Source organism: Micromonospora sp. NPDC049060 (assembly GCF_040649055.1).
In the GTDB taxonomy this organism is placed as follows: Bacteria; Actinomycetota; Actinomycetes; order Mycobacteriales; family Micromonosporaceae; genus Micromonospora; species Micromonospora reichwaldensis.
Window position 1 is genome coordinate 1 of record NZ_JBEZEV010000095.1, and the last position, 24,744, is coordinate 24,744.

Consider the following 24,744-nt stretch of genomic DNA (forward strand, 5'->3'; position numbering starts at 1 on the left):
GTCCTGATACCGGTGTTGTATCCGGACGAAACCGCAACGCCGCCGGTCGTCGTCCGGGCCCGCCGCAGGCCGCCAGTTCTTATGAAACAGGCCCTAGCCGTAGAGCAACCTGCCCATCCGGCGCGAGGCGACCAGCAGCCCCAGGACCATCGCCGCGAGCAGGTAGAGCACGTCGAGCACCCACTCCCAGCCGGCCGCGCCCACCGAGACGCCGCGGATGAGGTGCACCGCGCGGTAGAGCGGCGTCACCTCCACCGCCCAGCGCAGCGCAGCCGGGTAGGCCTCGGCGGGGACGAACGTGCCGGAGAAGAGGAAGAGGGTGAACTGGGCCGCCGACATCAGGTCGAAGTCGTGCCAGCTGCGCATGAAGGTGGTGATCGCCATGCCCAGTGCGCCGAAGGCGAAGCCGACCAGCACGGCCGCCGGGAAGGCGACCAGCGCCCGCGCCGCGGTGGTCAGCTCCATCACCACCATCACCACCAGGAAGGCGGCCGAGTACGCGCTGCCGCGCAGCATCGCCCAGAGCAGCTCCCCCAGCGCGATCTCGAACGGCTGCACCGGGGTGGCGATCACCCCGTCGTACAGCTTCATCTGCTTCATCTTGCCGAAGAAGTTGAAGGTCGTCTCCGACAGCGCGCCGGACATGGCCGACGACGCGAGCATGGCCGGCGCGACGAACGCCGCGTAGGTGACGACCTCGCCGCCGGGCAGCGTGAGGTCGCCGACCAGCGTGCCGACCCCGACGCCGATGGAGAGCAGGTAGAGCAGCGGCTCCACGAACCCGGAGACGAGCAGCAGCCAGTAGACGGTCTTCAGGGCCGCGACGTTGCGCTCGGCCACGGAGACCGACCGGCGGGACGCGGCGGCCAGCCGGGGCAGGACGAGAGCGACCACTGCGACTCCTCCTAGACGACCAGCCTGCGACGGAACGCGCGCCGGGCCAGCAGCCAGCCGCCGGCCGCCCAGGCCGCGAGGTAGAGCAGGTGACCGGCGACCGACCACTGCGGAACGACGCCGAGCGCCGCCGCCCGGCACAGGTCCACGCCGTGCCAGAGCGGGGTCGCGTACGCCAGCCAGCGCAGCGCCAGGGGCAGCGACTCGACGGGGAAGAACACGCCGGCGAAGAGCGTCATCGGGATCACCGCGAAGCGGAGCAGCATCGCGAGCCAACTGTCGACGGAGACCACCGACGCGTACGCGAAGGTCGGCGCGGCGACCGCCAGCCCGAGCAACGCCGTCACCGGCAGCGCGGCGAGCGCCCACGGCGAGCGCAGCGCCCCGAACAGGGCCGTCACCAGCAGGAACGCCGCGACGGTGGTGACCACCCGGAACACCACGAAGGCCAGGTGCCCGCCGAGGATGTCGCCCACCCGCAGTGGCGCCGCGCTCTGCGCGAAGTAGGTCCTGACCCACTGGAAGTTGCCGAACACGGGCCACGTCGACTCGCTGACGGCCGTCTGCAACGCGGTCGACGCGATCAGGCCGGGCACGATCCAGTCGAGGTAGCTCACCCCGTCGATGCCCTGGTCGATGTAGGAGCCGACGCCGACGCCGAAGCCGAGGACGGTCAGCACCGGCAGCAGGAACGACGAGAAGATCCCCGCCCGCCAGGTGCGCCGGTAGCCGACGAGATGGTGCGCCAGCACCGCGAGCGCCGGCACCCGCGGCAACCTCGGGCGCGCGCGTTCCCGCGCCGACTGCGCCACGCTCACGCGACCACCCCCGTCTCGCTCCGCGTCCACCACGGCCTTACTACCTCGCGGGTACGACAGGCCGGCGACTCCGTCGCCCCGTCAGCGCTTACGGGCCGCGCGCAGCAGCGCCTGCACCGCGTAGGCGAGCAGCAGCAGCCCGGTGCCGGTGCCGACGACGAGCCCCGCCGGCACCGCCGAGACGAGCGCGGTGACCAGCCCGGCCACGGCGACGGCACACACCGCCACCCCGAGCGGCCACAGCAGCGGGTCGCGCAGCACCGGGACGAGGGGGAAGAAGTGCAGCCCCACCACGGCGCCGACCAGCACCGGGATGAACTCCGACCAGCCGACGAGGGCGAGCACGACGGCGCCGAGCCCGGCGGCGGCGAACTCGGCCAGGACGATCAGAAGGTAGCGGCGGTCGGCGGCGCGGTCGTGCGCGACGCCCCCGGCTCCCCGGCTGCGGGCCACGACGACGGCGCCGATCACCGCCGTGACCAGGGCCGCGCCGCTCGCGACCACCAGCAGGGCGCGCAGCGGCTGCTCGGCGGCCGGCACGCTGAACCAGATCGTCGCGAAGACGCCCAGATAGAGCGCGGCGAGCCCGGCCTGGCGGCGGGACTGGAACTCCAACTCCGACATGACACCCCCGTGTGCGTCGGCGGGCGGTCGACGTGCCGCCGGCCCGCCGATGCTACGTAACGGCCGACGCCGCCGCACCCACCCGGTCGCGCCGGACGACCGGCACCGGATCGACGACGAGCGACCGGACGCGCTGTCAGTCGACCAGGGTGCGGCCGGTGAGGTGGAGGAAGACGTCCTCCAGGCTGCTGCGCCGGACCAGCACGTTGGCCGGGTGCAGCCCCCGCTCGCCGACCTCGGCGACGGCCGCGTCGCCATCGGGCACGTAGAGCAGGATCCGGTCGGGCAGCACCTCGACGCGCTCCCCCAGCCCGTCGAGCTTGCCGGCGAACGCCTCCTGGGACTCGGCGGCGAACCGCAGCTCGACGACCTCCCGGGTGGAGTGCCGGTCGATCAGCGCCCGGGGCGAGCCCTCGGCGACGATCCGCCCGCCGTCCATCACCACCAGGCGGTCGCAGAGCTGCTCCGCCTCGTCCATGTAGTGCGTGGTGAGGACCAACGTGACGCCCTGCTGCTTGAGCCGGAACAGCCGCTCCCACACCAGGTGCCGGGCCTGCGGGTCCAGGCCGGTCGTCGGCTCGTCGAGCAGGACGATCTCGGGCTCGTTGACCAGCGCGCGGGCGATGGTCAGCCGCCGCTTCATGCCGCCGGAGAGCGGCTCCACCCTGCTGTCGGCCCGCTCGGTGAGCTGGACGAAGTCGAGCAGCTCGGCGGCCCGCGCCCGGGCCACCCGCCGGGAGATGCCGAAGTAGCGCGCGTAGGTGGTGAGGTTCTCCTGGACGGTCAGCTCGGGATCCAGGTTGTCGAGCTGCGGGCAGACGCCGAGGCGGGCCCGGATCGCCGGCCCGTCGCGCACCGGATCCATGCCGAGGATGCGCAGCTCGCCGCCGCTGGGCGGGGAGGTGCAGCCGATCATCCGCATGGTGGAGGACTTGCCGGCGCCATTGGGCCCGAGGAAGCCGAACGCCTCGCCGGCCCGCACCTCGACGTCGATGCCGTCGACGGCGGTGAAGTCGCCGAACCGCTTCACCAGCGCCCGCGCCTGGATGAGTGGTGGAGCCGTGGTCATCGCCCGACCCTAACCTCCGGATCCGACACCCCCCACCGGACGTTCCGACACCCCCACCGGATCCGGTGGGGTGTGTCGCCGGGGTGATAGGGGCCGGGCGGTAGGGGTACAGGCACCCTGGTCAGGGCCCATCCGGCAACGGAGAGCGACGAAAACTACCCTGCGTCATCGCCCGGTGCGGTGCCGACGGCGCGGCGGCGGCCGCGCGGGGGTGGGCCGGAAACGCGCTGCTACCGGACCAGAGTGGACGCATCGGATGCGACCCGCTCCCGGCTTGCCGCATTCTTACCAATCAGGGCGCGCATCCTGCCGCATATCCGGACCCAATTACAGTCTCTCTGTGTAATCGCGAGTCCCAATTAATTACTGGCTGCAATCATGATCAGCAATGTTCCGCCCGGTATCTAATTCGCGTATCGTGCCCCCTCGTGCCACCAGTGCGTTCCTCCGGCGAACCCGCCCCGCAGCCGTCCACCGTGGGCCCCGAGTCCACCCCGGATGGCGGTCCGGTTCCGTTGCCGCGCGAGACGGACAAACGGTCCGATCCAGACGGTGCCGCGCCCGATCCACGGGAACTCGCCGCGCAGTTCGAGGACGAAAAGCCCGGGCGGGAACTCTCCGGGCCGATCGGCGTGCTGGTCACCGGAACGACGTTGGCGATCGCGCTGCTCGCCCTCTGGCAGGTGTTCTACCCGCTGCCGCAGGGGAGCAAGTTCTACCTGGTCATCTTCCTGGCCGGCATCCTGCCGATGGTCTTCCTGGCGTACCCGGCGGATCTGCGCCTGCCCCGGCGGCTGCGCCGCACGGACGCGACCGGGCCGGGCGACGCGGTCCCGGCGGAGCGCCCCAGGCGCCGGGGCCCCACCCTGCCGGACTGGATCCTGGCCGGCGCGGCGCTGGTCAGCTGCCTCTACCCGGTGCTGCCCGTCGACCTGGGCGACGGCGGCGGCGGGTACGACGCCTTCCTCGACCGGCAGGGCCTGCTCGTCGGCATGGACGTGGCGATGGGCACCGTCCTGCTGATCCTGCTGCTGGAGGCGTGCCGGCGCACCACCGGCTGGATCCTGCCGGCCGTCTGCGTGGTCTTCCTCGGCTACGGCTACTACGGCGGGCTGCTGCCCCAGTCCTGGCCGGTGGCCCACGCCGGCCTCGACTTCGGACAGATCGTCGACGGCCTCTACAACTCCGACAGCGGCTTCTACGGCACCCCGCTCGACGTCGCGGCGACGTACATCGTGCTGTTCACCATCTACGGCGCGGTGCTGGACCTCTCCGGGGCCGGCCGGTTCTTCGTGGAACTCTCCGCCGCCGCCTTCCGGCGCTCGCGTACGGCCGCCGGGCGCACCGCCGTCGCCTCCGGGTTCCTGCTCGGCACCGTCTCCGGCTCCGGCGCGGCGACGACCGTCAGCATCGGCGCGGTCACCTGGCCCGTGCTGCGCCGCGCCGGCTACCCGCCGGAGCGGGCGGGCGGCATGCTCGCCGCGGCCGGCGTCGGGGCGATCCTCTCCCCGCCCACCCTCGGCGCGGCGGCCTTCATCATCGCCGAGTACCTCGGCGTCTCGTACCTCCAGGTGCTCGGCTGGGCGACCGTCCCGACGGTGCTCTACTACCTCGGCATCCTCCTCGCGGTCGAGATCGACGCCCGGCGCTCGGGCGTGCGGCCGGTGGTGATCGACACGACCTCCGCCGGCCGGCTGCTGGCCCGGTTCGGCTACCACTTCCTCTCGCTCTTCGCGATCGTCGGGCTGCTCGCCGTCGGCTTCTCCGCGACGAAGGCCGTGGTGCTGGCCACCATCCTGGCCGCCGTGCTGTCCTTCCTCGACCGTCGGCACCGGCTCACCCCGGCCCGGCTGCTCGCCGCGCTCAGCGCCGGCGTGCGCGGCGTCCTCGCGGTCAGCGCGGTCTGTGCCGCCGCGGGCATCATCACCGCCACCACCACCAAGACCGGCCTCGGCCCCCAGGCGGCGGCGCTGCTGGTCAGCGGGGCCCAGGCCGTCAGCTCCGAGCCGGCCGTGGTGCTGGCGCTCACCGCGCTGCTCGCCGCCGTCGCCCTCACCCTGCTCGGCCTGGCCGTGCCGGTCACCGCGTCGTTCGTGATCGGCTGGGTGATCATCGGCCCGGCCCTGCTGGACCTGGGCGTCACCGCGCCCGCCGCGGCGATGTTCGTCTTCTACTTCGCGGTGCTGTCCGAGGCGTCCCCGCCGACCGCGCTCGCCGCGGTCGCCGCCGCCGCGGTGACCGGCGGCCGGCTGGTGCCGACCATGTGGCAGACCCTGCGGTACGCCCTGCCGGCCTACCTCATCCCGCTCGCCTTCGTGGTCACCCCGACCGGCCTCGGGCTGCTCGGCATCGGGGGCCCGCAGCGGATAGCCGTCGCCGCGACGGTCGCCGCCCTCAGCGTCGCCGTGCTCGCGGTGGCGGCGGGCGGCTGGCTGCCCGGCGTCGGCCCGGCCGGCGCGCCGGAGCGGATCGTCGGCGCGCTCGCCGGGCTCACGCTGCTCTGGCTCGAACCCGTGCCCGTCGCGATCGGCGCCGCCCTGGCCGCCGTCATGGTGGCGGGCGTGCTCGTCAGACGCGGATCCGCCGGCCGGAACGGCGGGCCGTCAGCAGTACCAACGGTGAACCATGGGGAGGAAAAACAGTGAGACGGATCAACATGCGGCTCGCCGCGGGGGTTGGCGCGCTGGCCCTCGTCGCCGCGGGCACCGCCGGCTGCGGAGGCCGTCAGGACGGCGCGACCAAGGACGACGCCGCCAGTGAGATCACCTGCAAGGTCACCGACAGCACCCGCGTCGGCATCGCCACCGGCAACGCCACCGGGGTCTACTACGTGGTCGGCAACGCGCTGGCCGGTCAGCTCTCCGGCGCGACCGAGGGCAAGCTGACCGGCACCGCCGCCGAGACCGGCGCCTCGGTGCAGAACATCGAACAGCTCGTCGGCGGGCAGTACGACGTCGCCTTCTCGCTGTTCGACACGGCGGTCAACGCGGTGCAGGGCAAGGGCAGCTTCACGGCCCCGCAGCCGGTCGAGGCGCTCGCCCGGATCTACGACAACTACACGCAGGTCGTCGTCCGGGCCGACTCGGGGATCAACTCGGTCGCCGACATGAAGGGCAAGAAGATCTCCACCGGCTCCCCGAAGTCCGGCACCGAGGTCATCGCCAACCGGCTGCTGGAGGCCGCCGGCCTCGACGCGGCCAAGGACGTCCAGGCGCAGCGGCTCGACCTGACCAAGAGCGTCGAGGGCGTCAAGGACGGCAGCGTCGACGGGCTGTTCTGGTCGGGCGGCGTGCCCACGGGCGGGCTGACCGACCTGTTCACCACCGCCGGGGACAAGGTGAAGTTCATCGACATCACCCCGCTGCTGCCCAAGATGACCGAGCTCAACCCGGCGTACCAGGCCGGGACCATCGGCGCGGACGTCTACAAGACCGCCGCGGACACCCCGACCATCGTGGTGCCGAACGTGCTGCTGGTCCGCAAGGACCTCAACGCGAACGTGGCCTGCGCGATCACCCGGACGGTGTTCGACAAGAAGGACGCCCTGGCCCAGGCCAACCCGGCCGCCAAGGGCATCAGCCTGGACAACGCCCGCAAGACCGACCCCGTACCGCTGCACCGCGGCGCGGACAAGGCGTTGCAGGACCTCGGCGCACGCTGATCCCCGGCGCCGGGTCCGGGCCTCGCGCCCGGGCCCGGCGCCCCCGACCCTGACCCCGGAGGGCCCGAGTGTCGCTCCCCACCCCCGGCCGCGTACGCCGGCACCACCGGCCCGCCGACCACACCGACCGGCTGTGGTCGGTACGCACCCAGCTGCTCGCGCCCATCCTGGTGGCCACGGTCGGCCTGGTGGTGCTGGGGGCGGCCCAGACCGCCACCGCCCTGGACGCCTCCGACGACGCGGACCGCGCCCGGGTGCTGGCCGGCACCGCGACGGCCACCGTGCGCCTCGTGCACGAGCTGGAACGGGAACTCGGCGAGACGGCGGCCCTGCGCCAGCGGGGCGGCAGCAGCGGACGGCCCCTCGTCGACGCGCAGCGACGGCGGGTCGACGCGTCCGTCGAGCGCTACCGCGGCGCCAGCCGGGACGCCCGCCGCGCCGCCCCCGACCTGCGCCAGGTGCTCGACGGCGCCGACGCGCAGCTCGGCCAGCTCGAACCGGCCCGCGGGTCCGCGCTGGGCGGCACCACCGCCGACCCGGCCTACCTCTCGCTCGTCGAGTCGCTGCTCGCCGTCGCCGACGCGCTGCCGGCCCAGCTGCGCGACCGGGAGCTGGCCAACGGGGCCCGGGAGGTGGCGGCCGTGGCCGCCCAGGAACACCTCGCCGCCGTGGAACGCGACCTGCTCCGCGCCGTCTTCGTGCGGGGCACGCTGGTGAACGGGGAACTGGTCCGCCTCGGCCAGTTGCGGGGCGCGCAGGAGCAGCGTCAGGCCGAGTTCTCCCGCATCGCGGGCCGGCCGGCGGCGGACGCGTACACCCGGCTGGTGGCCGGGACCGACGTCTCCACCGCCCGCCGGATGCGCGACAGCGCGCTCAACGTGGAGTCCGAGCCCGCCGGGCTGAAAACCGACGGCGACGCCTGGTACGTGGCCCAGAGCGGGGCCATCCGGCGGTACAACCTGCTCGGCCGGGAACTCTCCGAGGAACTCGACCGCAAGGCCGCCGGGCTGGCCCGCGACGCCCAGCGGCGGGCCCTGGTCACCGGTGGCGCGACCACCGCCGTCGCGCTGGCGTCGTTGACCGCCGCCGTGCTGCTCGCCGTCCGCACCAGCCGTCGCCTGCGCCGGCTGCGGGTCGCGGCGCTCACCATGGCGCACCGCGAACTGCCGGACCGGATCACCGCCATCGCCTCCGGTGACGGCGCGCCGACCGACGGCGCGGCCACCCGGCTGACCGCCGGCATCGGGCAGGGCCGGGACGAGATCGCCCAGGTCGCCCAGGCCTTCGACACGGTGAACCGGGCCGCCCTGCGCCTGGCCGGCGAGCAGGCCGAGGTGCGGATGGACGTGACCCGGATGGCCGAGGCCCTGGCCCGGCGCATCCGTACCCTGATCACCCGGCAGCTGCGGCTGCTCGACGAGTTCGAACGCGAGGAGACCGACCCGGACGCGCTGGCCCGGCTCTTCGCGCTGGACCACCTCGCCGCCCGCATGCGGCGCAACGGCGAGAACCTGCTGGTCCTCGCCGGCGGGGAGCCCGGCCGTACGCACGACGGCGCCCACCTGCTCGCCGACGTGGTGCGGGCGGCCGCCTCCGAGATCGAGGACTACCCGCGGGTGGAGATCGACGTGCCGACCGCCGCGGTGCACGGCGCCGCCGTGGGCAACCTGGTCCACCTCCTCGCCGAGCTGCTGGAGAACGCCACCGTCTACTCCCCGCCGAACTCGCCGGTGTACGTCGACGGCCGGCGGACGATCGACGGCCTCACGCTGCGCGTGCACGACCAGGGCATCGGCATCAGCGACAGCCGCCTCGCCGCGATCAACGAGCGGCTGCTCGCCCCCGCGATGCTCTCCAGCGCCTCCGCCGGCAGCATGGGCCTGCACGTGGTGGCCCACCTGGCGGCCCGGCACGGGGTGCGGGTGCAGCTGCGCAACAGCGGCGCGGGCACCGTCGCACAAGTGGAGATCCCGGAGTCGGCGCTGACCCGCGTCGAGGACGTCGCCCCGCGTACCGCCCCGGAGGTACGCGCCCCCGCGCAGGCCGCCCCGCAGGTGCGCGCGCCGGCGCCACCCGTCCGGACGGTGCCCGCGCAGGCGCCGCCGCCCGTGCGTACGCAGGCGCCGGTCGTCCCCGCCCAGACCGCCTGGTTCCGGCCCCGGACCGGGACCGGCGGGCCCGCCACCCTGCCCGACCTGACAAGCGTCCACCACGCGCCGACGATCACGCTCCCGGTGCTCGGCGCGCGCCCGACCGGGTCGGGTGGCGCTGCGGTGCCGCCGTCCCGTCCCGCGTCGGCCCCGCCCGCGCCGCCCCCGCTCACCGGGGCCGGGCTGCCGCGCCGCACCCGGGGCGGCCAGCTGCCGGCCGCGCTGCACGAGGCCCCGACGGCGCGGCCGGCGGGCGACCTGCTCGACCCCGAGGTCGTGCGGTCCCGGCTGTCCTCGCTCGCCGAGGGAGTGGCCGCGGCGACCCGACGTACCCAGACGACACCCCCCAGGAGAATTTCATGACATATCCCGAGAGCGCCGGCCTGGACTGGCTTCTGACCAACTTCGCCGAACAGGTGCCGGACGTGTCGCACGCCCTCGCGGTCTCCGGCGACGGGCTGCGGCTGGCGGCCTCGCCCCACCTCGCGCCCGACCAGGTGGACCAGCTCTCCGCCGTGATCAGCGGCCTGGCCAGCCTGACCGTCGGTGCGGCCCGGCTGATGTCGGCCGGCCGCGTACGCCAGCAGATCGTCGACATGGACGGCGGGGTGATGCTGGTGATGGCGGTCGGCGAGCGCGCGCTCGTCGGGGTGCTCGCCGCGCCCGGCTGCGACCTCGGCCAGATCGGCTACGAGACCGCCATGCTGGTCCAGCGGGTGGCGGAGGCCCTGGAGCCGGCGGTCCGGGCGTGATCGGACGGTCCTCCCGGTTGCTGGCGGCCCTGCTGGTGACCGTGCTCGCCGCCGGTTGCGGCGCGGCCGAGGCCGGGCCGCAGCCCTGGCACGGTGGCCGGATCTTCCTCGCCACCGGCAACACCACAGGCGTCTACTACCAGCTCGGCGGCGGCTACGCGGACGTGATCAGCCGGCACCTGCCCGGCTACGAGGCACGGGCCGAGCCGACCGGCGCGTCGGTGGAGAACATCAACCGCCTGGCCAGCGGCGACATGGAGGTCGCCTTCAGCCTCGCCGACACCGCGGCCGACGCCGCCGCTGGGCGCGGGGCCTTCGAGGGCCAGCCCCAGCCGGTACGGGCGTTGGCCCGGGTCTACAGCAACTACACCCACGTCATCGTCCGCGCCGACGCGAAGGTCACCAAGCTGTCGGGCCTGCGCGGGAAGCGGGTCTCCACCGGCTCGCCGAAGTCCGGCACGGACATCATCGCCGGGCGTCTGCTGACCGCCGCCGGCCTCGACCCGGACCGGGACGTCGTCCGGGCCACGCTCTCCCTGCCGGAGACCGTGAAGCGGATGCGGGCCGGCACGCTCGACGCGATGTTCTTCTCGGGCGGCCTGCCCACGCCGGGCATCGCCGACCTGCTGGCCAGCGCGCCCGGCGAGTACGCGCTGCTGCCGATCGTCGACCTGATGGAGCCGCTCACCGCGCGCCACGGCTCGGTCTACACCACGGCGGAGCTGCCGAAGGAGGTCTACAAGACGAGGAGCGGCACGCCCACGGTCACGGTGGCGAACGTCATCCTGGTCAGCGCCGACATGCCCGAGCAGCTGGCGTACGACCTGACCCGGCTGCTCTTCGCCTACCAGGCCGACCTGGTCAAGGTGCACCCCGAGGCCGGCAACTTCACCCAGCAGAGCGCCTCGGGCACCGACCCGATCCCGCTGCACCCCGGGGCCGCGCGGTTCTACCAGCGCGGGTGACCCGCGCCGGTCAGACGTCCGCCGGGGCGGTGGCGGCGCGGGCCTCCGCCACGAGGCGGTCGGTCTCGGCGAGCACCTCGGGGTCGTCGGTCGGGGTGCCGGGGTCGAGACGGACCGTCCACGTGAGGCCGTCCACCCCCGGCACCCGGCGCGCCGCGACCCGGCCGGCGCCGCCGGGCACCGGGCGGTGCTGCGTGTACGCCACCGACCGGGTGACCCGCTCCCGCACCTGGTGCGGCAGCTCCCCGGGGTCGAGCAGCAGGTGGCTCTCGGCCGGGCCGTCGGCCACCACCAGGTAGCCGTCGCGCTCGGCGGACACCTCGGCCGGGGTCACCGTGAGCTGCCGGCCGGACCAGACCGCCTTGAGGATGTCGTGCCAGCCCAGCCTCTCCGCCCGGCCGGGCAGCCAGAGGCCGAGGTTGCTGGCCACGACGACCCCGTCGCCCTGGCCGTCGCCGACGGCGGCCCAGGCGAGCACCCGCTCCTCGGCGGCGAGCGGCGGCCGCTGGGCCGCGGGCAGCTTCGGCTTGCGGCGGAACAGTCCCATCTACAGTCCTCCCGCGGCCTGCTCGCGCAACGCCCGGGCGTGCTGTTCCAGCGACAGCAGCTCCCCGAAGGCGGCGAAGTACTCGTCCTTGTTGTTGACCGGGTTGATCCGCTGGATCCGGGACTTGAGGTCCCTGATCCGGCTGGTCACCGAGCCCCACTGCAACCGGGCCATGGTGATCGAGACGTAGCGCGGGTCGGGCTCGCCGTCGATGCGCAGCGGCTCCACCGCCAGTTCGCCGACGAGCGCCCGGGCGGCCAGGTCCTCGCAGGCGTCGCGGACCGACTCGATCCAGACCGCGCCGCCGGTGGCCGTGGCGACCCCGCCGACCGCCGCGACGGCCGCCCGCACCGCCACGTGCACGGGGTGCCGGTACTCCGACGCCTCGACCGCGTCGAACATCGGCCCGGCCAGCACCGGCTCCTGGAGAGCGAGCTTCAGCGCCTCCCGCTCGACCATCGACTGCGGGTTGTCGACGATCGGCTCCGCCGGGGCGGGCCGGGGCGCGGGCGGGGCGTCCCGGCCGGGTGCGGCCGAGGCGGCGGCGAGCACGGCCCGCTGCACCGGCTCGATCTCCATGCCGAGGTCGCCGGCGAGCTTGCGCACGTACTCCGGGCGCTTCTCCCGGTCCTTGAGCTTGGCCACCAGCGGCGCGGCCCGGCGCATGGCCTCGACCCGGCCGTCGACGGTGTCGAGGTCGAAGCGGTTGATCACGTGCCGCAGCGCGAAGTCGACAAGCGGCTCGCGGCGGGCGACCAGGTCGCGGACGGCCAGGTCGCCCTTGGCCAGGCGCAGGTCGCAGGGATCCATGTTGTCGGGGCTGACCGCGATGAAGGTACGCCCGACGAAGCGCTGGTCGTCCTCGAAGGCGCGCAGGGCGGCCTTCTGGCCGGCAGCGTCCCCGTCGAAGGTGAAGATGATCTCGCCGGCCACGTCGTCGGTGTCCATCAGCAGCCGGCGCAGCACCCCGATGTGGTCCCCGCCGAACGACGTGCCGCAGGTCGCCACGGCCGTCGGGACCCCGGCCAGGTGGCAGGCCATCACGTCGGTGTAGCCCTCGACCACCACCACCTTGCCCTGCTTGGCGATCTCCCGCTTGGCCTGGTCGATCCCATAGAGGACGTGCGACTTCTTGTAGATCGGCGTCTCGGGGGTGTTCAGGTACTTCGGGCCGTCGTCGTCGTCGAAGAGCTTGCGGGCGCCGAAGCCGATCACGTCGCCGGTGAGGTCGCGGATCGGCCACATCAGCCGGCGGCGGAACCGGTCGATCAGCGTGCCCGAGCGCGACGGGCGGGACAGCCCGGCGGTGACCAGCTCGTCGTGGCTGAAGCCCTGCTGACGCAGGTGCTTGGTGAGCAGGTCCCAGGCGTCGGGTGCGAAGCCGCAGCCGTAGCGCTCGGCGGCGGCCCGGTCGAAGCCGCGTCGGGCCAGGAACTCCCGGGCCGGACGCGCGCCGGCGGTGGTGAGCTGGCCGCGGTAGAACTCCACGGCGGCGGCGTGCGCGGCGACGAGGCGCTGCCGCTGCCCCTGCTGCGGGCGCGTGCGCGGCGCGGCGGGGTCGTTCTCGACGTAGCGCAGCTGGAGGCCGGCGCGGTCGGCGAGCCGCTCGACCGACTCGACGAAGCTGAGGTGCTCGGCGTCCATCAGGAACTTGATCGCGTCGCCGCCGGCGCCGCAGCCGAAGCAGTACCAGACGTTGCGGGCGGGCGAGACGTTGAACGACGGGCTCTTCTCGTCGTGGAACGGGCACAGCCCCTTGAGGTTGCCGCCGCCGGCCGACCTCAGGGTCACCGTCTCGGAGATGACGTCGGCGATCGAGCTGCGTTCCCGGACCAGCGCGATGTCCTCGTCCCGGATCCGCCCAGCCATGTCCGCCACCCCCTCGGCGTACATCCTGCCCTGCCGCACCGACACCGCGCCGCCGGGGGACGCCGCGTGTGGCGCCCACCGCCGTCACCTCGGCGCTCGCGCCCGCGACGGCCACCCCGCCCGGCGCGGCGTCCGGGCGGTCACGCCGGGTCAGCGCGGGCGCCGCAGGTAGCGCCGCACCGGCGGCGGGTCCTCCTCGTCGTACGACCGGGCCGCCCGGACGGCTGCGGCCAGGCCGGAGCGGCGGACCCGCGGCGGTGGGTTGACCGCCGGGTCCCGGGCCATGTCCCGGACCAGCGCGACGGCCAGGCCGAGCATCACCACGACGAAGGGCAGGGCGACGAGGATGGTCGCCTGTTGCAGCGCGTCCAGCCCGCCCACCAGCAGCAGTACGGCGGCGACCGCGCCGATCAGCACGCCCCAGACCACCACCAGCACGCGGTGCGGGCGCAGCGCGCCCCGGGAGGTCAGCGAGCCGAGCACCAGGGACGCCGAGTCGGCGCTGGTGACGAAGTACAGCGCGATCAGCACCATGGCCAGCACGCTGGTCAGCGTCGCCAGCGGCAGCGCGTCCAGCAGGCCGAAGAGAGCCTGCTCGGTGCCCGCCCCGACGTCGGCGACCAGGTCCCGGGCTCCGGTGGCCTGCGCCCGCAGCCCGCTCCCGCCCATCACGGCGAACCAGACCGCGCTGGCCCCGCTCGGCACCAGCAGCACCCCGACGACGAACTGCCGGACCGTGCGGCCCCGGGAGATGCGGGCGATGAAGGTGCCCACGAAGGGCGCCCAGGAGATCCACCACGCCCAGTAGAAGATCGTCCAGGAGCCGAGCCAGGACGGATCGGAGAAGGCCCCGGTGCGGGTGGACATGAAGACCAGGTTGCTCAGGTAGTCGCCGACCGAGGCCGGCAGGACCTCCAGCGTGTAGATGGTCGGCCCGACCGCGAAGACGAAGAGCATCAGCAGCACCGCCAACAGCACGTTGGTGGTGGAGAGCCACTTGATGCCCCGGTGCAGCCCGGAGAAGGCGGAGATGACGAAGGCCAGGGTGAGCGCGCCGATCACCACCAGCTCCACCGCGGTCGTGTCCGGAATCCCCGCCACCAGGTCGAGGCCGGCGGCGACCTGGAGCGCGCCGAGGCCGAGGCTGGTCGCCGAGCCGAACACGGTGGCGAAGACGGCCAGCAGGTCGATCGCGCGCCCGGCCGCGCCGTCGGCACGATCCCCGAGCACGGGCCGGAAGGCCGCCGAGATCCGGTTCTCCCGGCCCCTGCGGAAGGTCGAGTACGCCAGCGCGAGCGCCACGACCGCGTAGATCCCCCAGGGGTGCAGCGTCCAGTGGAAGAGGGTGTACTGCATCGCCGTCGCGCCGGCCGCGCCGGTCTGCGGTGCGACGCCGGTGGCCGGCGGAGGTGCGGCGTAGTGCTGGATGGGCTCGGCCACGGCGAAGAAGACCAGGCCGATCCCCATGCCGGCGCTGAACATCATGGCGACCCAGGCCAGCGTGCTGAACTCCGGTTCGTCGTCGTCGGCGCCGAGCCGGATCCGGCCGAACTTCGTCGCCGCGATGATCACCGAGAGCACCAGGAAGGCGTCGGCGGCCACCACGAAGAACCAGCCGAAGGTGTCGATGACCCAGGCCAGCCCGGACTCGCCGAAGCCCGCCAGGGAGCCTCGGGCCAGCACACCCCACGCCACCACGGCCAGTACGCCGCCGACGCTGAGCGCCAGCACCGTGCGGTCGATCCGGCCCACGGCCTGGTCCCGTACCTGCCCGCTCATGCGCCACCCCCTGCCCATCCTGCTGGGCAGGAGGGCGGCACACGGCGATATCGGGCGAACCTGCCCGGCCGGGGTCGGTCAGGCAGGGACGGCGGCGGCCTCCTCGGCCTCCACCTGCCGCTTCCAGTCGGGCTTGCTGGCCCGCCAGCCCTCGTCGTCCATGCCCCGGCGCCAGTAGCCGGAGATGGAGAGCCGCTCGCGGGGAACGGCGCGTTCGACGCGGAGCAGGCGGCGCAGATCCTTGACGAAGGTGGCCTCGCCGTGAACGAAGGCCTGCACGTCGCCGGGCGGGAACTCCAGGGCGCGGACGGCCGTGACCAGGGCCTCCCCGACCGGGCGGTCGCCCCGGTGCAGCCAGGTCAGGCGCACCGCGCCCGGGCTGGCCAGCGGCTGCTCCTCGGTCGGGTCGGCGACCTCGACGAAGACGGTGGCCGGGGCGCCGGCGGGCAGCCGCTCCAGGGCGGCGGCGATGGCCGGCAGCGCGCTCTCGTCGCCCACCAGGAGGTGCCAGTCGGCGTCGGGGCTGGGGGCGTACTCCCCGCCGGGGCCTACGAAGGGCACCGGGTCGCCGGGGCGCAGCGCGGCCGCCCACGGCCCGCCCAGCCCCACGTCACCGTGGTGCACGATGTCGACGGTCAGCTCGCCGGCCGACGCGTCCCAGGCCCGCACCGTGTACGCGCGCAGCCGGGGCCACTGCTCCCGGGGCAGGTCACGGCGGAGCGCGTTGAGATCCGCCGGGATCGGGTACCGCGTCCCCGGCGCCGGGAAGACGATCTTGATGTAGTGGTCGGTGAACTCGCCCACCGGCAGGCCGGCCAGCTCCTCACCCCCGAGCACCAGCCGGACGACGTGGGGGGTGGGCCGCTCGGTGCGCAGTACCCGGGCGGTGGTGACCTTGATGGGGCGCTCCGTCATGCCGGTTAGGCTAGCCTAAGTCCGCTCGCCTGCCCATCCCCGATCCGCCGTCGGCGGATGCCCACGCCCACCGCGCACCACCCGCGCGTGCCAGGCGACAGCCGCCGGGTCGGTCAGCGAGGCCACCTGGTCGATCACCACCCGGAGCCGGGCCGCGTCGTCCGGCGCGGCCGACCAGAGCGGGGCGAAGACGGGATCCAGCCCGTCCGGCGCCCGGTCGGCCAGGGCGTGCACCAACTCCGCCAGCACCTCCCGCTGCCGCCGGTAGCGGTCCCCCGCGCCGGGGCGACGCATCACGTACCGCAGGGCGATGCCCTTGAGCAGCGCGCACTGCGCCCCGATCCGCCGGGGCACCACCAGGTCGGCGGCGTAGCGGCGGTGCGGGCCCGGGCCGTACCGCTCCTGCGTGGCCGCCACCACCGTCGAGACGAAGCGGCCGGTAAGCACGCTGGTGGTGGCCTTCAGCACCGCCTGCGCGCGGTGACTGCCGTCGTAACCGGCCAGCGGGGCGAGCACCGGGTCGTCGAGCAGTTCCAGCAGCACGTCGCCGAGGTCGGCCGGGGACTCGCCGGAGTAGGTGGCGGCGACGTCGGCGCAGAGCGCGGCCCGCTCGTCGGGGTCGCGCAGCAGCGCACGCAGCGTCACGTACCCGCCGTGGATGCCGTCCTCGACGTCGTGCACCGAGTACGCGACGTCGTCGGCCCAGTCCATCACCTGCGCCTCCAGGCAGCGCCGGTCGTCACCCGGGCCGCCCGTACGCAGCCAGGCGAAGAGGGGGAGGTCGTCGTCGTACACCCCGAACTTGCGCTGCTCCCGGCGGCGGGGCCACGGGTACTTGCTGACCGCGTCGAGCGAGGCCCGGGTCAGGTTGAGGCCGGCGGACCTCCCGTCCGGGGCCACCACCTTGGCCTCCAGGCGGGTCAACACCCGCAGCGTCTGCGCGTTGCCCTCGAAGCCGCCGCAGCCGGCCGCGAGGTCGTCCAGCGCATCCTCGCCGTTGTGGCCGAACGGCGGGTGACCGAGATCGTGGGCGAGCCCCGCGGTGTCGACCACGTCCGGGTCGCAGCCCAGCCGGGCCCCCATCTCGCGGGCGATCTGCGCGACCTCCAGCGAGTGGGTCAGCCGGGTACGCAGGAAGTCGTCGGTGCCGGCCGTGTGCACCTGGGTCTTCGCGGCCAGCCGCCGGAACGCCGCCGAGTGCAGCACCCGGGCGCGGTCCCGCTCGTACGCCGACCGCCCGTGACCGGTGTCCTTCGGCGGCTCGTCGACCCAGCGGGCGACGTCCGGGTCGTCCGGCCCGGGAGGCTCAGTCCTCACGCTGCCGCAGCACGCAGAACTCGTTGCCCTCCGGATCGGCCAGCACGGTCCACCCGCTGTCGCCCTGCCCCACGTCGACGTGCCGGGCGCCCATGTCGACCAGCCGCTCGACCTCGGCCTCCCGGTCGTCGGGACGAAGGTCGATGTGCAGCCGGTTCTTGGTCGTCTTGTCGTCGGTCACCGGCACGAAGACGATGCCCGGCAGCCGGTCGGCGGACCGGCGGATCTCCACCTCGTCCGGCTGCTCGGTGACCACCTGGTAGCCCAGCGCCTCGGCCCACCAGCGGGCGAGCCGGGCGGGGTCCCGGGCGTCGACGGTCAGGCTCTCCCAGGCGCTGCTCATGCCGATCAGGTTACGCCCGCGCGCCGCGAACGGCGCGCCGCCGGCGCGCGCCCGACGGCTACGCAACCTCCGAACAGTCGAGAGTTGTCGACCGATCGCCGACGGTTACGGGATCGCGGTCCGGCATGGCCGCCGGTAGCGTTCCCAGCGCGGAACGTGACCAGACTGAGGGCCCGACGGTGGGGAGACGCCCGTGAACGCGGACACGATGATGGGAACGGAACTGTCGGAGTTGCGCCGGCGCCGCCCGGAGGTGGCGGGCACGGTGCTGGCCGGCACCGACGGCCTGCTGATCTCCAGCGACCTGCCGACGACGGACGCCACCCACCTGGCCGCGCTCGCGGCGGCCAGCTTCGGCCTCGGCCACCGGGTGGCCGACACCGTGCGGCACGGCGAGTTCCGGGAATCGGTGGTCCGCACCTCGACCGGCGCCGTCGTCACCTATCCTGCCGGGCGCAACGCCCTGTTGACGCTGGTCGCCGACGCCAGCGTCGACCTGGACGAGCTGCACGCCGACGCGCGGGCGGTGGCCCGGCGCACCGGCTCGGTGCTGGACACCAGCCGCCTGATCGGGGCGGCGACGGTGCCCGAGGCGCACGCCCGGCTCTCGGCCCGCACCTCGGGCGGCAGGCTGCCCCGGCGCGTCACCCCCCACACCTGGCGCCGCCCGCCGGTCTGAGCAACCCCCGGGAGCCGGTGCGCGACCGGCTCCCGACCCACGGTGCGGTCGCGCCGGCACGGGCCGCCCGCACGGCAGCGGCGGCGGATTCCGCTCCCCCGGGTCCGCCGCCGGCCTGTCGTCCTCGCGCGTCAGCGGCTGTCGGAGCCGTCCGTCTCCACCGCCGCGCGGCCGGCCTCCAACCGGGCGACGGGCACCCGGAAGGGCGAGCAGGACACGTAGTCCAGGCCGACCTCGTGGAAGAAGTGCACCGACTCCGGGTCGCCGCCGTGCTCGCCGCAGACGCCGAGCTTCAGCTCCGGCCGGGCCGCCCGGCCCTCCTCCGCGGCGATGCGCACCAGCCGGCCCACGCCGTCGCGGTCGATCGACTCGAACGGCGAGATGCCGAAGATGCCCAGCTCCAGGTAGCGCCAGAAGAACGCGCCCTCGACGTCGTCGCGGGAGAACCCCCAGCCCATCTGGGTCAGGTCGTTGGTGCCGAAGGAGAAGAACTGCGCCGCCTCGGCGATCTGGCCGGCGGTCAGCGCCGCCCGGGGCACCTCGATCATCGTGCCGATCAGCACCTCGACGCCGCTGTCCCCGACCACCTCGGCGATGATCTTCTCGGCCTCGGCGCGGACCGTCTCCAGCTCCTGCACCGCGCCGACCAGGGGGACCATGATCTCCGGCCGGGCCACCGCGCCGCTGCGGGTTACGGTGACCGCGGCCTCCGCGATCGCCCGGACCTGCATGGCGAACAGACCGGGGATGACCAGGCCGAGGCGGACGCCGCGCAGGCCCAGCATCGGGTTCTCCTCGTGCATCCGCCGCACGGCGGCGAGCAGCGCCTCCTCCTGCGCCACGTCCTCGCCGCGCTCCTGGGCGACCGCCACGTTGACCGCGAGCTGCTCCAGCGGGGGCAGGAACTCGTGCAGCGGCGGGTCGATCAGCCGGACGGTGACGGGCATTCCGTCCATCTCCCGGAAGATCTCCTCGAAGTCGGCGCGCTGCAACGGGAGCAGCGCGGCCAGCGCGGCCTCCCGCTCGGTGTTGTCGCGGGCCAGGATCAGCCGCTCGACCAGCTCGCGCCGGTCGCCGAGGAACATGTGCTCGGTGCGGCAGAGACCGATGCCCTCCGCGCCGAAGCGCCGGGCCCGGGCGGCGTCCGCGCCGGTGTCGGCGTTCGTGCGGACGGCCAGCCGCCGCCTGCCGTCGGCGTGCGACATGATCCGGTGTACGGCCCGGACCAGCGGATTGTCGACGTGCTCGGGGTCGAGGCTGCCCTCGAAGTACTGCACCACCTCCGACGGCATGACCGGCACCTCGCCGAGGTAGACCTTGCCGGTGGTGCCGTCGATGGAGACGACGTCGCCCTCGACGACGGTCTGCCCGCCGACGACGAACCGGCGCTGCGGGACGTTGACCTCGATCTCGTCGGCGCCGGAGACGCAGGTCTTGCCCATGCCCCGCGCCACCACCGCGGCGTGGCTGGTCTTGCCGCCGCGCGAGGTGAGGATGCCCTGGGCCGCGATCATGCCGTTGAGGTCGTCGGGGTTGGTCTCGCGCCGGACCAGGATCACCGACTCCCCCTCGGCGGCCAGTTCGACCGCGCGGGCGGAGGTGAAGACCACCTTGCCCGACGCCGCACCCGGCGACGCCCCGATGCCCTTCGCCACCGGCTGGAACTCGTGGTCGAGCCGGAACCGGGGGAACATCAGCTGGGCGAGCTGCGCGCCGTTGACCCGGTGCAGCGCCTCGTCGAGGTCGATCAGGCCCTCGTCGACGAGCTGCCCGGCGATGACGAACGCCGCGGCGGCGGTGCGCTTGCCGACGCGGGTCTGGAGCATCCAGAGCTTGCCGCGCTCGATGGTGAACTCGATGTCGCAGAGGTCCTTGTAGTGGCCCTCCAGCCGGGCCATGATGCCGAGCAGCTCGTCGTAGGACTTCTTGTCCAGCCGCTCCAGCTCCTGCAACGGCACGGTGTTGCGGATGCCCGCGACCACGTCCTCGCCCTGGGCGTTGGCCAGGTAGTCGCCGTAGATGCCCTGGGCGCCGCTGGCGGGGTCGCGGGTGAACGCGACGCCGGTGCCGGAGTCCGGGCCGAGGTTGCCGAAGACCATCGCCACCACGTTGACCGCCGTGCCCAGGTCGGCCGGGATCCGCTCTTGGCGGCGGTAGAGCACCGCGCGCTCGGCGTTCCACGACTCGAAGACCGCGCGGATGGCCAGGTCGAGCTGCTCGCGCGGCTCCTGCGGAAACTCCCGGCCGGTGTGCTTGAAGAAGATCTTCTTGTACGCGTCGACCAGCCCCCGCAGGTCGTCGGCGTCGAGGTCGAGGTCGTCGTGGGTGCCCTTGGCCCGCTTGGCGTCGTCGAGCGCGTGCTCGAACTCCTCGCCCGGCACCTCGCACACCGTCTTGCCGAACATCTGGATCAGGCGGCGGTAGGAGTCCCAGGCGAACCGGTCCGCGCCGCCGGAGGTCTGCGCGTCCGCGCCGCTGGCCTGTCGCGCGAGCCCCTGGACGCTGCGGTCGTTGAGGCCGACGTTGAGGACGGTCTCCATCATGCCGGGCATGGAGAACTTGGCACCGGAGCGGACGGACACCAGCAGCGGGTCCTCCGGGTCACCGAGGCGCTTGCCCATCGCCTGCTCCAGCGACGCGACGTGCGCGGCGATCTGATCGGCCAGGCCGTCCGGCTCCTCCCCGGTGACGAGGTACGCCTTGCAGGCCTCCGTGGTGATCGTGAAGCCCGGTGGGACCGGCAGGCCGAGATTGGTCATCTCGGCCAGGTTGGCCCCCTTGCCACCGAGCAGTTCCTTGAGATCCTTGTTGCCCTCGGCGAAGGCGTACACGTACTTGTGTTCCACCGTCTCCTGCTTTGCCACCAGAGCCCTCCCACGCGCGCCGGTCCGACACTTAACGAAGGTTCAGTCGCTCTCATACCCCGGGACGGGCCACCGGCAATCCCGGTGCCAAGCCGGCCGGTGGGCGAAGGCTAAGCGAACATCGAGGGGCTCGGGACCGTTCGGTGACAATAGGCACAGCCATCCCGACTATCCGCGTTCGGACCGGTTTTTGGGAACGCTTCCACGCGCACGATCACGCATTTACGGCTCCGCCTCGTATCCTTGGCCGCACGCTTTTCGGTGAACCTCACCTTTGCCATAACCGCCGCAAATACACCCCTCGGAGCCGACGCCGTGCCAGCCGTCCCCACCGCCGCCCCGGAGCCGCTCGACCCGTCCCGCGCCGCCGGGGTGGACGAGCGGGAGCCCGGCCACCACACCCTGCCGGTCCACGAACCGGCCGCCGCCGAGCTGGCCCGGGCGGCGACCCGGGCCGCCGACGACCTGCTCGCCCCGCCGCCCGGGGCCACCGACGACCTGCCCGTCCTGCCATCCGGGGCCGCCGACGACCTGCTCGCCCCGCCGCCCGGGGCCACCGACGACCTGCCCGTCACGCCGGCCCGGGTCCGGCTGGGCGACGTCGTGCCCGCGCCGGAGCGGGTCACGCCGGTCCCGGGCGCGGACTTCGTCCTCACTCCCGACGCGGCGATCCGGGTGAACGGCGACGACGCCCGCGCCGTCGCCGGACAGCTGGCCGCCCTGCTCCGGCCGGCCACCGGCTACCCGCTGCCGGTGACCGACGCCACCCGACCGGAGCCGGCCGGCGGCATCACCCTGACGCTGGCCGCCTCCGCCGACCTCGGCCCGGAGGGCTACCGGCTCGACGTGACGCCCGACGGCGTACGGATCGAGGCCGCCACCCCGGCTGGGCTCTTCCACGGCGTGCAGACGCTGCGGCAGCTCCTGCCCGCCGCCATCGAGAGCCCGGTGCCGGTAGCCGAGCACTGGGCGCTGCCCGGCGGCTCGATCACCGACCGGCCCCGCTTCCCCTACCGGGGGGCGATGCTCGACGTGGCCCGGCACTTCTTCGGCGTACCGGACGTGCTGCGGGTGATCGACCACCTGGCCCGCTACAAGCTCAACCACCTGCACCTGCACCTCACCGACGACCAGGGCTGGCGGATCGCGATCGACTCCTGGCCCCGGCTCGCGGAGGTCGGCGGGGCGGTCGAGGTGGGCGGCGGCCCGGGCGGGCACTACACGCGCGACGACTACCGGCGGATCGTCGCCTACGCCGCCGAGCGGCACGTCACCGTGGTGCCGGAAATCGACCTGCCGGGGCACACCAACGCCGCGCTGACCGCGTACGGCGAGCTGGCCCCGGACGGCACCGCGCCGCCGCCGTACACCGGCACCGAGGTCGGCTTCAGCTACGTCGACCCCACAAACGAGCGGACGTACGAGTTCGTCGCCGACGTGCTCGGCGAGATCGCGGCGCTCACCCCCGGGCCGTGGCTGCACATCGGGGGCGACGAGGCGTTCAAGGTACGTCCCGACGCGTACGCGGCCTTCGTCGAGCGGACCCAGCGCATCGTCGCCGCAACCGGCAGGACGGTGGTGGGCTGGCACCAGATCGCGCCCGTCGCGCACGCCGAGGGGCGGGTGCTCCAGTGGTGGGGCACCAAGGGCGAGGACCCGGTCACGGCGGACGCCGTCCACCGGGGCGCCCGACTCCTCCTCTCCCCTGGTAACCACGCCTACCTCGACATGAAGTACGCCCCGGACACCCCCATCGGGCACGACTGGGCCGGCCTGATCGACGTGCGGCGGGCGTACGACTGGGATCCCGGCACCCACGTCGCCGGCGTGCCGGCCGACGCGGTGCTGGGCGTGGAGGCGCCGCTGTGGACCGAGTCGGTCACCTCGCGGGCCGAGGTCGAGTTCATGCTCTTCCCGCGCCTGCCCGCGATCGCCGAGTTGGGCTGGTCGCCCCGCGCGACGCACGACTGGGCCGGGTTCCGCGACCGGCTGGCCGGCCACGGCCCGCGCTGGACCGCGGCCGGCATGGCCTTCCACCGCTCGCCGGAGATCCCCTGGCCCGCTGAGCGGCCAGCTCCCACAAGGCGGCAGGCGACGATCCCCACCCAGGCCGGCCACCCGACTCCCAGCGCGCCGCAAACGGCCATCGCCACTCAAACCGGCCACCCGACTCACAGCGCGCCGCAAACGGCCATCCCCACCCAGACCGGCCCCGAGGAAGCCCCCGCGCCAGGCCCGTCCGCCTGACGCCCCACGCCCAACGCCCCCATCCCCGCCGCGGTGGCGGTCGCCGCCGCCATCGCGGTCGTCACCGGATCACCTGGCTCACCCCGGTTACCGGGTCACCCGGGTTCACGGGTCCACCGGATCACCGGATCACCGGATCACCGGATCACCGGATCACCGGATCACCGGATCACCGGATCACCGGATCACCGGTGGAGATCTTGGTAGGAGATGGCCCCTGGAGGGGCGGTTTCTCACCAAGATCTCCGGTAGGAGCCCAGCGGACGGACGCGAGAGTGGGCACCGACGGGGTGTGGCCCGCCGTGCCCGGCGCAGGGACGGGGCGGTGGCGGTCGCCGCTGCCGTCGCGGTCGCGGTCGCGGTCACCGTGGCGGTCACGGGTCCACGTCCACCCGGTCGGGTTACCCCCGAACCAGGTGCCGTGACGGTCACAGGTGCCGTGACGGTCACAGGTGCCGTCGCCATCGCCGTCGCGGATGCCTCTCGATCTCGGGACAGGGCGGTTCCACCTGACGCGTCACGCAGGGCACGTACCGCCGGTTGCCGTGGTGCCCATTGCTGGCGGGCACGCGGACAGGCGGCACGGATGCGCTCCTCGGGCGCTGTCGAGCTGATGTCGTAGACGATTCAGCGGTGCCCGTCCGTCCCAGGCCGGAGAGGCGTGGGATTGGCGCGGAAAGAAGTCGCGGTTCGTGCCGTCAGGGCAGCGTGAGTCGTCTACGACATCAGCTCGACAGCGCGCCCGCCGCCCCATGCTGCACCCGACGACCGACGGCGGCGGACTGCGGCGGGCTGCGGCGGGGTGCGGAGCCGTGGGAGCTTTGTCCGCTTCGCGGTGTCCGAGTCCGTGCCTGGAGGTCGCCGCTGTCCGGTGCGTCCCGTGGCCGGCGCCACCTCGGCGGCGGAATCGTGGGCCGGTGCGGGTCGTTGAACATGGCATACCCACGGCGCTCCCCCGGCGCTCCCCCGCGCCACGATGGCCCGAGCGGCCGGCGGAATGACTGGCCGACCCGGGTCGTTGAGACGTCCCGGACGCCCGAGCAGGCCCCCCACCGCCGGAGTGATCCGTTCTGACTTCCCCCCTCGCGGCACGCCGCTCCCCCGCGCGTCCGCGTACCCCCGGTCGAAAGGTGCTGCCATCATGCGTACCGACATCCTGCGTAAGACCGCCCTGACCGCTGCCGGGCTCGCCTTCACCGGCGGCGCCATCGCCGGCCCCGTCACCACCGCCCTCGCCGCCCCCACCACGCC

The 24,744-nt window shown here is 73.9% G+C and carries 17 protein-coding genes and 1 pseudogene; 7 read left to right on the plus strand and 11 right to left on the minus strand.

The genetic code is table 11. From position 1 onward, the window contains the following. Positions 1-93: 93 nt before the first annotated feature. From AB0B83_RS25630 to AB0B83_RS25645, 4 genes are all read right to left on the minus strand, one after another. A complete protein-coding gene (locus AB0B83_RS25630) occupies positions 94-894 on the minus strand; it encodes an ABC transporter permease (protein WP_357580301.1) in 801 nt (266 codons plus the stop codon). Positions 895-905: 11 nt separating this feature from the next. Next, positions 906-1,706, minus strand: a complete 801-nt coding sequence (locus AB0B83_RS25635) for an ABC transporter permease (protein WP_357580312.1) — start codon at positions 1,704-1,706, stop codon at positions 906-908. An 87-nt stretch (positions 1,707-1,793) separates the two neighbouring features. Beyond that, entirely contained in the window at positions 1,794-2,336 is a 543-nt protein-coding gene (locus AB0B83_RS25640) for a hypothetical protein (RefSeq protein WP_311411836.1), read from the minus strand. A 136-nt stretch (positions 2,337-2,472) separates the two neighbouring features. Next, positions 2,473-3,405, minus strand: a complete 933-nt coding sequence (locus tag AB0B83_RS25645; RefSeq protein ID WP_132236952.1) for an ABC transporter ATP-binding protein — start codon at positions 3,403-3,405, stop codon at positions 2,473-2,475. 515 nt (positions 3,406-3,920) lie between these two features. Here AB0B83_RS25645 and AB0B83_RS25650 point away from each other — a divergent pair. The 5 genes from AB0B83_RS25650 to AB0B83_RS25670 all read left to right on the plus strand — a co-directional run bounded on the left by AB0B83_RS25650 (position 3,921) and on the right by AB0B83_RS25670 (position 10,933). Further along, positions 3,921-6,050, plus strand: a complete 2,130-nt coding sequence (locus tag AB0B83_RS25650) for a TRAP transporter fused permease subunit (RefSeq protein WP_357580313.1) — start codon at positions 3,921-3,923, stop codon at positions 6,048-6,050. After that, complete coding sequence (locus AB0B83_RS25655) at positions 6,047-7,066, plus strand: TAXI family TRAP transporter solute-binding subunit (RefSeq protein WP_151456933.1); 1,020 nt, start codon at positions 6,047-6,049, stop codon at positions 7,064-7,066. Before AB0B83_RS25650 ends, AB0B83_RS25655 begins: the two co-directional genes overlap by 4 nt. Positions 7,067-7,134: 68 nt before the next feature. Further along, complete coding sequence (locus AB0B83_RS25660) at positions 7,135-9,579, plus strand: nitrate- and nitrite sensing domain-containing protein (protein WP_357580302.1); 2,445 nt, start codon at positions 7,135-7,137, stop codon at positions 9,577-9,579. Then, positions 9,576-9,968, plus strand: coding sequence for a roadblock/LC7 domain-containing protein (locus tag AB0B83_RS25665; RefSeq protein WP_357580303.1), 393 nt, complete (start codon positions 9,576-9,578; stop codon positions 9,966-9,968). The genes AB0B83_RS25660 and AB0B83_RS25665 overlap by 4 nt, the downstream gene beginning before the upstream one ends. After that, the gene (locus AB0B83_RS25670; RefSeq protein WP_357580304.1) at positions 9,965-10,933 is read left to right on the plus strand and encodes a TAXI family TRAP transporter solute-binding subunit; all 969 of its coding nucleotides are present in this window, start codon (positions 9,965-9,967) and stop codon (positions 10,931-10,933) included. The genes AB0B83_RS25665 and AB0B83_RS25670 overlap by 4 nt, the downstream gene beginning before the upstream one ends. Positions 10,934-10,943: 10 nt before the next feature. Here AB0B83_RS25670 and AB0B83_RS25675 read toward each other — a convergent pair whose 3' ends face one another. The 6 genes from AB0B83_RS25675 to AB0B83_RS25700 form a co-directional block, all read right to left on the minus strand. Further along, entirely contained in the window at positions 10,944-11,480 is a 537-nt protein-coding gene (locus AB0B83_RS25675) for a hypothetical protein (protein ID WP_357580305.1), read from the minus strand. Then, positions 11,481-13,373 carry a DNA primase gene (dnaG, locus tag AB0B83_RS25680; protein ID WP_357580306.1) on the minus strand — a complete coding sequence of 631 codons (1,893 nt, stop codon included), beginning with the start codon at positions 13,371-13,373 and terminating at the stop codon, positions 11,481-11,483. Positions 13,374-13,499: 126 nt separating this feature from the next. Beyond that, positions 13,500-15,128 (minus strand): BCCT family transporter, encoded by a 1,629-nt coding sequence (locus AB0B83_RS25685; RefSeq protein ID WP_357580307.1) that lies wholly within the window; start codon positions 15,126-15,128, stop codon positions 13,500-13,502. A gap of 78 nt (positions 15,129-15,206) precedes the next feature. After that, positions 15,207-16,043 (minus strand): siderophore-interacting protein, encoded by an 837-nt coding sequence (locus AB0B83_RS25690; protein ID WP_357580308.1) that lies wholly within the window; start codon positions 16,041-16,043, stop codon positions 15,207-15,209. 15 nt (positions 16,044-16,058) lie between these two features. Next, positions 16,059-17,360: a deoxyguanosinetriphosphate triphosphohydrolase gene (locus tag AB0B83_RS25695; RefSeq protein WP_357580309.1), complete on the minus strand. Its 1,302-nt coding sequence runs from the start codon at positions 17,358-17,360 to the stop codon at positions 16,059-16,061. Further along, on the minus strand, positions 17,350-17,703 hold the full coding sequence (locus AB0B83_RS25700; protein WP_132236934.1) for a VOC family protein: 354 nt from the start codon (positions 17,701-17,703) through the stop codon (positions 17,350-17,352). The genes AB0B83_RS25695 and AB0B83_RS25700 overlap by 11 nt, the downstream gene beginning before the upstream one ends. 193 nt (positions 17,704-17,896) lie before the next feature. Here AB0B83_RS25700 and AB0B83_RS25705 point away from each other — a divergent pair, with 193 nt between their 5' ends. Beyond that, positions 17,897-18,382 carry a roadblock/LC7 domain-containing protein gene (locus AB0B83_RS25705; RefSeq protein WP_357580310.1) on the plus strand — a complete coding sequence of 162 codons (486 nt, stop codon included), beginning with the start codon at positions 17,897-17,899 and terminating at the stop codon, positions 18,380-18,382. A gap of 131 nt (positions 18,383-18,513) precedes the next feature. On the opposite strand, the gene ppdK is transcribed toward AB0B83_RS25705, so the two are convergent. Then, positions 18,514-21,246, minus strand: coding sequence for a pyruvate, phosphate dikinase (gene ppdK / locus AB0B83_RS25710; RefSeq protein WP_357580311.1), 2,733 nt, complete (start codon positions 21,244-21,246; stop codon positions 18,514-18,516). A 372-nt stretch (positions 21,247-21,618) separates the two neighbouring features. On the opposite strand from ppdK, the pseudogene AB0B83_RS25715 reads away from it, so the two are divergent. Then, positions 21,619-23,307, plus strand: a pseudogene (locus AB0B83_RS25715) (beta-N-acetylhexosaminidase); the annotation flags it as partial. Positions 23,308-24,744 lie beyond the last annotated feature (1,437 nt).

What these genes read in the sequence shown, in the direction of transcription:
- AB0B83_RS25665 (WP_357580303.1), top strand. Translation starts at nt 9,576, where the DNA reads ATGACATATCCCGAGAGCGCCGGCCTGGACTGGCTTCTGACCAACTTC.
- AB0B83_RS25645 (WP_132236952.1), bottom strand. Translation starts at nt 3,405, where the DNA reads ATGACCACGGCTCCACCACTCATCCAGGCGCGGGCGCTGGTGAAGCGG.
- dnaG (WP_357580306.1), bottom strand. Translation starts at nt 13,373, where the DNA reads ATGTACGCCGAGGGGGTGGCGGACATGGCTGGGCGGATCCGGGACGAG.
- AB0B83_RS25700 (WP_132236934.1), bottom strand. Translation starts at nt 17,703, where the DNA reads ATGAGCAGCGCCTGGGAGAGCCTGACCGTCGACGCCCGGGACCCCGCC.
- AB0B83_RS25640 (WP_311411836.1), bottom strand. Translation starts at nt 2,336, where the DNA reads ATGTCGGAGTTGGAGTTCCAGTCCCGCCGCCAGGCCGGGCTCGCCGCG.
- AB0B83_RS25685 (WP_357580307.1), bottom strand. Translation starts at nt 15,128, where the DNA reads ATGAGCGGGCAGGTACGGGACCAGGCCGTGGGCCGGATCGACCGCACG.
- AB0B83_RS25690 (WP_357580308.1), bottom strand. Translation starts at nt 16,043, where the DNA reads ATGACGGAGCGCCCCATCAAGGTCACCACCGCCCGGGTACTGCGCACC.
- AB0B83_RS25675 (WP_357580305.1), bottom strand. Translation starts at nt 11,480, where the DNA reads ATGGGACTGTTCCGCCGCAAGCCGAAGCTGCCCGCGGCCCAGCGGCCG.